The following is a 9,349-nucleotide window of genomic DNA, read 5'->3' on the forward strand; positions in this document are numbered from 1 at the left end:
ATGGCTTCTGAAAGGCATGGGGCTTTGCGCCTGCTGCCGCCGGTGGACGAGGTGTTGCGTGAGATAGACGACCGTGTGGGTCCGCAGCCGCGCGGCGTGCTCGTGGCCGAGACGCGGCGCGTTTTGGAGGGCTGGCGACATGCGATCCTTGGTGACGAAGCCCCGGTCACGTTTGCAACCCGGGAAGAAGCCCTGGCGCGGGTGGCCGAGGATGTCTGCGAAAGGGTGCGGCGGACGGCCCTGCCCAACCTGCGGCGGGTGCTTAACGCGACCGGGGTGGTGCTGCATACGAACCTGGGCCGCGCCTTGCTCAGTGAACAGGCGCGGGAGGCCGTAGCCGAGGCTGCTGGGCGCTACACGAACCTGGAGTTTGACCTGGCCACCGGGCGGCGGGGTTCACGCTACTTTCTGGTGGAGGGCCTGCTGGCCGAGCTGACCGGCGCCGAAGCGGCGATGGTGGTCAACAATAACGCCGCCGCGGTTCTGCTCGCCCTCAGCACACTGGCGCGAGGCCGAGAAGTCATCGTGTCCCGGGGCCAGCTCGTGGAGATCGGCGGTTCCTTCCGCATTCCCGAAGTGATGGAGCAAAGCGGCGCACGGCTGGTCGAGGTCGGGGCGACGAACAAGACCCATCGCCGTGACTACGAGCGGGCGGTCAATCCCGAGACGGCTCTGCTGTTGCACGTCCATACCTCCAATTACCGCATCGTGGGCTTTACCTGCGAGGTTAGCGTCGGGGAGCTTGCGGCCCTGGGACACCAGTTCGGGTTGCCCGTTATGTCGGATCTGGGCAGCGGTTTCCTGGTCGACCTTTCCCGCTTCGGCCTTCCTTATGAGCCGACCGTTCAAGAAACGGTGCGGGCCGGGGCCGACCTGGTGACCTTCAGCGGGGACAAGCTGCTTGGCGGGCCTCAGGCCGGGATCATCGTCGGGCGGGCCGACCTGGTCGAGCGTATGAAGAAAAACCCTCTGACCCGGGCTATTCGCATCGACAAGCTGACCCTTGCCGGGCTGGAGGCTACCTTACGCGCCTACCGCGAACCGGATCAGGCCCTGCGGACGATCCCCACCCTGCACATGCTTACCGCGCCTTACGGGGAACTGGCGAAGCGCGCTGCGGCCCTGGAGCGCGAACTGGGCGAACTGGTTGGCGAGCGGGCTCTGGTGGAAGCGCGCGACGCTTTTTCCCAGGTCGGAGGGGGCGCGATGCCTACCGCCGTGCTGCCGACGCGTGTCGTGGCCGTGCGCCCGCACAGCGGCACGGTGGACGGTTTGGTGACCGCGCTGCGGAGCGGCGACCCGCCGCTTATCGGACGGGTGCAGGACGATACCCTGCTGCTCGACGTACGCACCCTGCAGGATGAGGAGATTGCCGTGGCGGCCAGGCTGGTGGCGGGTGCGCTCAGGTAACAACCCGATCCAGGAGCGTATCCGTTCGGGCAACGGGAAAAGAAACGGACGCTTCCCAGGGGTGGCCACAAAGGGGGAAAAGCGGCTTGAGACACCTGGTCATCGGGACGGCCGGCCACGTGGATCACGGCAAGACAGCCCTTATTCACGTCCTCACAGGTATTGATACAGACCGCCTCCGCGAGGAGAAGGAGCGGGGGATTTCCATCGAACTGGGTTTCGCTTACCTGGATCTTCCCAGCGGCCGGCGGGCCGGTATCGTGGATGTTCCGGGCCACGAACGGTTTATCAAGAATATGCTCGCCGGCGTCGGCGGCATCGACCTTGTCCTGCTCGTCATTGCCGCCGATGAAGGGGTGATGCCCCAGACCCGGGAGCATCTTGAGATCATTCAGCTCTTGGAGATCAAGCGGGGGATCGTGGTCCTCACCAAGATCGACCTTGTAGACGAGGAATGGCTGGAACTGGTCCGGGAGGAGGTAACCTCCTTCCTGAAGGGAACGGTGCTGGAAGGCGCCCCGATCCTGGCCGTCTCCTCGGTAACGCGCGAGGGGCTGCCGGAACTTGTGCGGCTGATCGACGAACTGGCCGCCGACCTTCCCGAGCGGCGGGGAGCCGGGCCGGCGCGGCTGCCCATTGACCGTGTCTTTTCGGTTACCGGCTTTGGCACGGTGGTTACCGGTACCCTGGTGGACGGCCGCCTGCGGGTGGGTGACGCCGTGGAGGTTTTGCCCCGGGGTCTGAAAGCCAGGATCCGTTCCCTGCAAGTGCACAAGCGAAAAGTGGACGAAGCAGGGTCAGGACAACGCGTCGCCGTCAATCTTGCCGGCGTGGATGTAAGCGACGTTGACCGGGGCCAGGTTCTGGTTCCGCCACAGGCCTTCAGGCCCACACAGCGTCTTGACGCGCGCCTGGAGTTGCTGCCCGAGGCGCCGCGGCCCTTGAAGAACCGGGCGCGGATCCGCTTCTATCTGGGCGCGGCCGAGATCCTTGGACGGGCGGTGATCCTGGACCGGGATGCTCTCGACCCGGGCGGGCGGGCTTACGCGCAACTGATCCTGGAGGAGCCTACCGTGGCCGCCAGGGGTGACCGGTTTGTGATCCGGTCCTATTCCCCCATGCGAACCATCGGGGGAGGCACGGTCATTGACCCTCATCCGCCCCGGCACAAGCGTTACCGCGATGAGACCATCGAAGCCCTGGCGACCCTGGAGCGGGGGACGCCGGAAGAACTGGTCGTCCAGGTCTTGACCGGGCGCGGGGAAGCACTGCCGGCCGGCGAAGTGGCCAAGGCCGCCGGCTTGAATCAGGAAACCGTCGGGGAGTCCCTGGCGGCACTCGCTGCCGACGGGCAGGTGGAAACGCTTGAGTGCGAGGGGCAGAACCTCTACATGGCGGCCCAGGTCTATGCGGATTGGCGCCAAAGGGTCCTGAAAGCGCTGGAAGAATACCGCTCTTCCTATCCCCTCCGCGAGGGTTACCCTAAGGAGGAACTGCGTTCGCGCAAGTTCTCGAGCGTCAGCGGGCGGCTGTTCCTTTGTTTCTTGCAGAACCTGGCGCAGCGGGGTGAAATCGAGGTCCTGGAAAAGAGTGTCCGCCTGCCGGGCGCGGGATCCCTTTCGCCACTTCTTGAAGCGCGGGTGAAGGCCCTGGACGATGTGTTCGCCGCGCGGGGCTTCCAGCCGCCTTCTTTTGTGGAGGCCGCGGCGGGTCAGGGGATCGGTGAGACGGAGTCCTCCGAGTATTTGCACTTCCTGCTCCGAGAAGGGCGGCTGATCAAGCTGGGCGATGACCTGTACCTGCACCGGGATACCGTGGAGCGGGCCAAGGAGGCCGTCGCGGCCTTCATCCGGGAGAAGGGGGAAATCACGGTCGGTGAAGCACGTGATCTCCTGCAGACTTCCCGGAAGTTTGCCCTTCCGCTGCTCGAATACCTCGACCAGGTTCGGTTCACCCGCCGCGTGGGCGACAAGCGTAAACTGGCGAAGGGCCAGGGGGTATGAGCCGTGGGTTCCGGGGAGCTAAACGGGGGTAGGGGCGTATACCAGGTTTATGAGGCGGCCGTCGGGGATGGCCGCCACCGTGTCTTCCTGCACGCGGTTTGTACCGGGGACGGGGCCGTGGTCACCCTGGTAGGGGGGGAACATGCCCACGTGGGAGCGGTGGCGCTGGGCCTGCCGAGGCCCAGCCTGCGGGACGCCCGTACGCCGAGCGCCGATGTGGCCGTAGTCCCGGTTCCCGGGCATAAGGATGACCGGGTGGCGCGGCCCGTCGCGGAGGCGATAGCCCGAGTTCTGGGCCAGCCCGTTGTGGTGAGCGTCGGGCTGCACGTGGACCAGGCCACGGATGAAGACCTGGCCCGCCTGGTTGAGAATGCTCGCACGGCCGCATACCAGTTCCTGGCATCCATCCCCAGGTAGGACCATGGTAACGGCCCCAATAATTACATTCTAACAAATCTGTATTTTTTAGGTATAATTGTCGCAAAAGCCGAATCCCCTTCAAGGGGTACGGGGGAAAACACTTTTGGGGTGAATCCGGTCCAGGAGGTGAGTATATTTTCCGGTAGGGTACCCTCACCCGAACCCGTCAGCTAACCCCGGAGGCTCAAGGAGGGCAGGTTCTTGCGTCGATCTTTGCTTATTCTTGTTTTAGGTGCCTTGTTTGCCTTACTCCCCGCCACAGCCAGCCCCGCCGCCACCTATACCGCGCGCCCCGGCGATTCCCTGTACCTGATCAGCCAGCGGTTCGGCACCACCGTTGCCACCGTGCGCAGTCTGAACGGCCTGTGGACAAGCGATTACATTTACGCGGGCCAGCGCCTGACCGTACCGGATCCGACGGGAACGCGTTACACCGTGCGGCCGGGGGACAGCTTCTACCTGATCGGCCGTAAGTTCGGCCTTCCCGCGGCGACCATCATGCAGGCCAACGGGATCTGGTCCTGGACCATATATCCGGGGCAGGTTCTCTATATTCCGGTTGCGGCGGCGCCGGTTTCCCGGGGCTGGTCGACCGGCGGCAGCCGGGATCTCGAACTGCTTGCCAGGCTGATCACCGCCGAGGCCGACGATCAGCCCTATCTGGTCAAGGTCGCAGTTGGGGCGGTGGTCCTGAACCGGGTCAGGAGTCAACTCTTTCCCAACAGCATTCCCGGGGTGATTTACGATACAGCCTACGGCCACTTCCAGTTCGAGCCGGTTTTAAACGGCTGGATTAACCGCCCGCCCTCGCCGGATGCCGTGCGGGCGGCCCGGGACGCCCTGGCGGGTTGGGACCCCACCGGGGGTGCGCTCTATTTCTTTGAACCGTGGGTGGGTAACCGTTATCTGCATTCTCTCCCGGTAGCTTTAAGAATGGGCGCCTTTGTTTTCTGTTAGCGATGACTCCCGACAAGGCGGCCGGACCCCGACGGAGCGGGTCCGGCCCTTTTTTTACCCTTTTGGAAGGGGTTGCCCCCCCGGAACGCGAATTGATGGGGCACTCTATGTTACGGAGGTGGAGAATGGCTTCACGCGTCTATTTCGCCGATGTGCGCGGTAAGCACAGCCTGCTTGACAAGGTCGAGAGGCTCTTCCGGCGGGCGCGGCTCGACCAGGTGATCGCCAGGCGCGACCTGGTGGCCGTCAAGTGCCATTTCGGAGAGCGCGGGAACACTAGCTACGTGCGCCCGCAGTATTTGCGACGTCTGGTGGACCTGATCAAGAAGGCGGGCGGCAAGCCTTTTTTGACCGACGCTAACACCCTTTATGTGGGCGGGAGGGCCAACGCCGTTGACCACCTGGAAACCGCCGTGTTGCACGGGTTCGACTTCGCCGTGGTCGGGGCGCCGGTCATCATCGCCGACGGTTTGCTCGGTAAGGACTATGTGAACGTGGAGGTGAACCTGAAGCATTTCCGGGCGGTCAAGATCGGCAGCGCCGTGCACCATGCCGATGCGCTCGTGGTTGTCTCCCATTTTAAGGGCCACGAGGCCACCGGCTTCGGCGGCGTCCTCAAGAATGTTGGAATGGGGCTCGGCTGCCGGAGCGGAAAACAGATGATGCATTCTGATATCCTGCCTGCCGTGGGGGTTGAGAAGTGCCGGGGCTGCGGTCGATGCATCCGCTGGTGCCCGGCGGGGGCGATCACCCTTAACCCGCGCGGCCCGGTGGGTGGTGTCGCCGACGAGCGGCGGGCGCCTGACGGGCTTTCAATGAAAGTGGCGGCCATCGACCCCAAGCACTGTATCGGATGCGGGGAGTGCACCGTAACCTGCCCGGAGGGGGCCATTGCGATTAACTGGAAGACGGAACCGGATTTGATCCAAGAGAAGATCGTGGAGTATGCCTACGGCGTGCTGAGGGAGAAGCAAGGCAAGGCCGCCTTCATCACCTTTGCCACCGACGTGACACCGGACTGCGACTGCTGCGGCTGGAGTGATGCCCCCGTCGTGCGCAACATCGGGCTTCTGGCCTCGAAGGACCCGGTGGCTCTGGACCAGGCCTGCGTGGATCTGGTGAACCGCGAACGGGGGCTGGAGTCATCGCGCCTGGCGGGCTTGACGGCCGGCGCCGACAAGTTCCGGGCGCTGTACCCCGCGATAGACTGGTCACGGCAGTTGGCCTATGCCGAAGATATCGGTCTGGGGAAGCGTGAATATGAGTTGGTGCGGCTCCGCTGATCGTTGTTTTCCGGGCTTCGTTAAAAACAAGCGATCGGAATATTAAAAAGCTTGACTAGAAAATGGCGAAAAGTTAGAATTATACTAACAATTAAAAGGCGCAAAGCAAGTTCTTGTATTTTATTTCACTAATCACACTCTGACGTCACCTAGCACGCATTTGGATAATCGCTCCAGCCCTCTTTGCGCGCGCTTGGCCATTTCGCTCCAACAAGTAATACTTGACCGTCGCGGCCCTTTGGCCGCGACTTATTCCACCCCGGCAAAGGCCGCCCGAGGAGGTGGGTTGAAAGTTATTTCCGCTCGCCCAACATTAGCCGTCGGTGTTAGGATTCAAGTTAGGAGGTAAACCGCATGCCTGGTGAGAACCTTATCGCCGTCCTGATCCTCCTGCCCTTTGCCGTGGGTCTGCTGGGGTTGGCGGTCAGGGACGAAAAGGTGCGTCGGCCGCTCGTGATCGCCGCCTCTCTGGCCTTGATGGCGGCCTCGGTGGCGTTGTTGTTCACCGTCCTCGGGCGGGGGACGGTCACCTTCTCGCCGTCCGAAGCTTGGGAAATGCCGATAACGATCCTTGACTTCGCCATGCTGGCGTATTTCTTGTACATCGGCATTACGTCGAGACACGTGCTGGTCACGGCCCTGACCCTGGGGCAATGGGTCCTTTTCCCGTTGCTGAAGTATTCCGTGCTTCCCGCGGGATACGAGGTGGAACGGGTTTTCCGGGTCGACCTGCTGGCCGTGGTTATGGGACTCATAATCTCCGTCGTTGGCTCGTTGATTGTCATCTATGCGCTGGACTATATGCGGGAGCATGAGAAACACCTCAAGCTGAGCCGTACCCGGCAGCCGGTCTTCTTTTTATTCCTGATCGGCCTGCTCGGCGCAATGAACGGCCTGGTATTCGCCAACAGCATCCTCTGGCTTTTCTTCTTCTGGGAAATCACCACCCTTTGTTGTTACCATCTCATCAGGCATGATCTGACGTCCGAGGCCCAGGCATCCGCGCTGCGGGCGCTGTGGATGAACCTGGTGGGCGCCGTCGCCTGTGTTCTGGGAATGATTCTCGTTTTCCGGAGCGCCGGAACGCTGGCCCTGGATGAGATTTCCGCGGCCGGGACCGTCGGCCCGGCTTTACTTCTGCCGCTGGCGCTGTTCTGCCTTACGGGGTTCACGAAGGCGGCCCAGGTGCCGTGGCAGTCCTGGCTGTTGGGGGCCATGGTGGCGCCGACGCCGGTTTCCGCGTTGCTGCACTCGAGTACCATGGTCAAGGCCGGGGTGTACCTCGTATTACGGTTGGCTCCGAGTTTTGAGGGCACGCTTCTTTCGGCCGCCGTGGCCGTCTTTGGGGCCTTTGTCTTTATGACAACCGCGCTGGTGGCCATCAGCCAGCGTGTCTCCAAGAGGGTGTTGGCCTACTCCACGATCTCCAACCTGGGACTGATAATCTGCTGTGCAGGGATCAATACGGACCTGGCCATAGCCGCGGCCATTGCCCTCATCATCTTTCACGCCGTCTCTAAAGGCATGTTGTTCCTGGCGGTGGGGGCCATCGAACAGCAGATCGAGAGCCGTGACATCGAGGACATGGAGGGGCTGGTGTCCCGCCTGCCGCTGATTACGGGCGCGGCCATTGTCGGGATGATCACTATGCTCTTCCTTCCGTTCGGCGCGGTCTTCGCCAAGTGGGCGAGCATGGAGGCGGCCGCCGTACCGATTTCACCCTGGTTCCCGCTGGTGGTGACCTTCCTGGCTGTCGGCAGTGCGGCTACACTGGTTTTCTGGAGTAAATGGATCGGGCGTCTTATGAGCAACCTCATCGTGGCGCGGAAAGAGGAAAAGGCTGAGCGCCGCCCCTTCTTCGCCTACGGCGCCCTTCTGGTCCTGGTTTCGACGGCCGTTGTCTTGAGTGTCTTTATCGTTCCGCTTATGTCCTTGCTGGTTATGCCTGCTGGACAGGAAATGGGTTACGGCGTTCCTTTCGATACCTCGGGATGGCAGCTTAGGACGGCGCTGGGTACATTCAGCCCGTGGCCGTTGTTCGCCGCGGTTCTGGTGGCCATTGTCCTGCCGGCCCTGTTTATCCGCGTCCGCCGCGATGAATTGCAGCCTGCTTACCTCTGCGGTGAGAACGTGGCCGCCGATCCGGTGTCTTTCCGCGCCGTGGCCGATGTTCCGGTGACGGCGGCAACCGGCGGGGTTTACTGGCAACGTGCTTTCGGGGAAAACCAACTGAACAACTGGATAAACGGCGCCGGCATCCTGCTCCTGGCGGCGCTCTTCGCGGGGGTGATGATGTAATGCTTTATGACATCCTGGCCCTGGTCCTGGCCATATTCGTCGCCCCCGTGGCAGGGGGGCTGCTGCGTGGAGTGGACCGGAGGCTGACGGCCCGCCTCCAGGGACGGATCGGGCCGCCGATCCTTCAGCCGTTCTATGATTTCTTCAAGCTTCTGGGCAAGTCGCGCCTGGTCAGCTCCCGCGAGAACCTGATCTGGGCCTGGGCCTACCTGGTCCTGACGGTAGCGGCCTTGATCCTCTTCAGCCTGGGGCAGGATCTCCTGGTCATCTTCTTTATGCTTGCCTTTGCCGGGGCGTCATTGGCCTTCGGGGCTTTTTCGGTGAAATCGCCGTATTCCCACTTCGGGGCTTACCGGGAGATCATGCAGATGCTTTCCTACGAGCCCATCCTGCTCCTTGCGGCCGTGGCCATCTTCCTTGAAACCGGCAGTTTTATGGTTGCGGACGTCCTCAGCCACGGCGGACCGCTGCTCGTCTTTTTACCCCTGGCCTTTCTCGCCGTCTTAATCGCCCTGGGGATCAAGATGAGGAAGTCGCCGTTCGACATCGCGGCCTCGGAGCACGCCCACCAGGAAATCGTTCGCGGCGTGTATACTGAGTATTCAGGCCCTTTCCTGGCGTTGATCGAACTGACGCACTGGTATGAATTGATGCTGATCCTGGGCTTCATTGCCCTCTTCTGGGCCCAGCCGCTCTGGTTGGGGGCCCTGCTCGCGTTGGGCTGTTTCATCCTTGAGATTCTTATCGATAATATTGCCGCCCGCCTGCGGTGGTCCTGGATGGTGGGCGTCAGCTGGGTCCTGGGAGTCGGTCTTCTGTTGGCCAACATCGTCATCATTCAGGTGGCCGGTTACGGCCCGGGTCTCTAAGGGGACGGCAATCTTTACGCCAGGGGAGGAGTAAGTCTGATGGGACTCATCGCCAAGTCACGCCTTAAGTCGCCGTGGATCGTACACTATTGCTGCGGCGGCTGCAACG

Annotated in this window: 7 protein-coding genes and 1 riboswitch; all 7 genes read left to right on the plus strand. The window is 62.4% G+C overall.

What is annotated here, in order from left to right:
• The 7 genes from selA (at position 1) to QMC81_06925 (ending at position 9,240) form a co-directional block, all read left to right on the plus strand.
• Positions 1 to 1,410, plus strand: a complete 1,410-nt coding sequence (gene selA, locus QMC81_06895) for an L-seryl-tRNA(Sec) selenium transferase (protein MDI6907194.1) — start codon at positions 1 to 3, stop codon at positions 1,408 to 1,410.
• An 86-nt stretch (positions 1,411 to 1,496) separates the two neighbouring features.
• Positions 1,497 to 3,413, plus strand: a complete 1,917-nt coding sequence (gene selB / locus QMC81_06900; protein MDI6907195.1) for a selenocysteine-specific translation elongation factor — start codon at positions 1,497 to 1,499, stop codon at positions 3,411 to 3,413.
• A 3-nt stretch (positions 3,414 to 3,416) separates the two neighbouring features.
• On the plus strand, positions 3,417 to 3,830 hold the full coding sequence (locus tag QMC81_06905; protein MDI6907196.1) for a hypothetical protein: 414 nt from the start codon (positions 3,417 to 3,419) through the stop codon (positions 3,828 to 3,830).
• Positions 3,831 to 3,888: 58 nt separating this feature from the next.
• Positions 3,889 to 4,032: riboswitch (cyclic di-AMP (ydaO/yuaA leader) on the plus strand.
• Between the two features lie 2 nt (positions 4,033 to 4,034).
• Positions 4,035 to 4,790: a LysM peptidoglycan-binding domain-containing protein gene (locus QMC81_06910; GenBank protein MDI6907197.1), complete on the plus strand. Its 756-nt coding sequence runs from the start codon at positions 4,035 to 4,037 to the stop codon at positions 4,788 to 4,790.
• A 125-nt stretch (positions 4,791 to 4,915) separates the two neighbouring features.
• Complete coding sequence (locus QMC81_06915; GenBank protein MDI6907198.1) at positions 4,916 to 6,073, plus strand: DUF362 domain-containing protein; 1,158 nt, start codon at positions 4,916 to 4,918, stop codon at positions 6,071 to 6,073.
• Between the two features lie 354 nt (positions 6,074 to 6,427).
• A complete protein-coding gene (locus tag QMC81_06920; GenBank protein MDI6907199.1) occupies positions 6,428 to 8,371 on the plus strand; it encodes a proton-conducting transporter membrane subunit in 1,944 nt (647 codons plus the stop codon).
• Positions 8,371 to 9,240, plus strand: coding sequence for an NADH-quinone oxidoreductase subunit H (locus tag QMC81_06925; protein ID MDI6907200.1), 870 nt, complete (start codon positions 8,371 to 8,373; stop codon positions 9,238 to 9,240). The genes QMC81_06920 and QMC81_06925 overlap by 1 nt, the downstream gene beginning before the upstream one ends.
• Positions 9,241 to 9,349: the final 109 nt, after the last annotated feature.

The organism is Thermoanaerobacterales bacterium (assembly GCA_030019475.1).
Classification (GTDB): domain Bacteria; phylum Bacillota; class Desulfotomaculia; order Desulfotomaculales; family JASEER01; genus JASEER01.

Excerpts from the sequence above, each read along its gene's own strand:
- selA (MDI6907194.1), top strand. The coding sequence starts at position 1 with ATGGCTTCTGAAAGGCATGGGGCTTTGCGCCTGCTGCCGCCGGTGGAC.
- QMC81_06915 (MDI6907198.1), top strand. The coding sequence starts at position 4,916 with ATGGCTTCACGCGTCTATTTCGCCGATGTGCGCGGTAAGCACAGCCTG.
- QMC81_06920 (MDI6907199.1), top strand. The coding sequence starts at position 6,428 with ATGCCTGGTGAGAACCTTATCGCCGTCCTGATCCTCCTGCCCTTTGCC.
- QMC81_06925 (MDI6907200.1), top strand. The coding sequence starts at position 8,371 with ATGCTTTATGACATCCTGGCCCTGGTCCTGGCCATATTCGTCGCCCCC.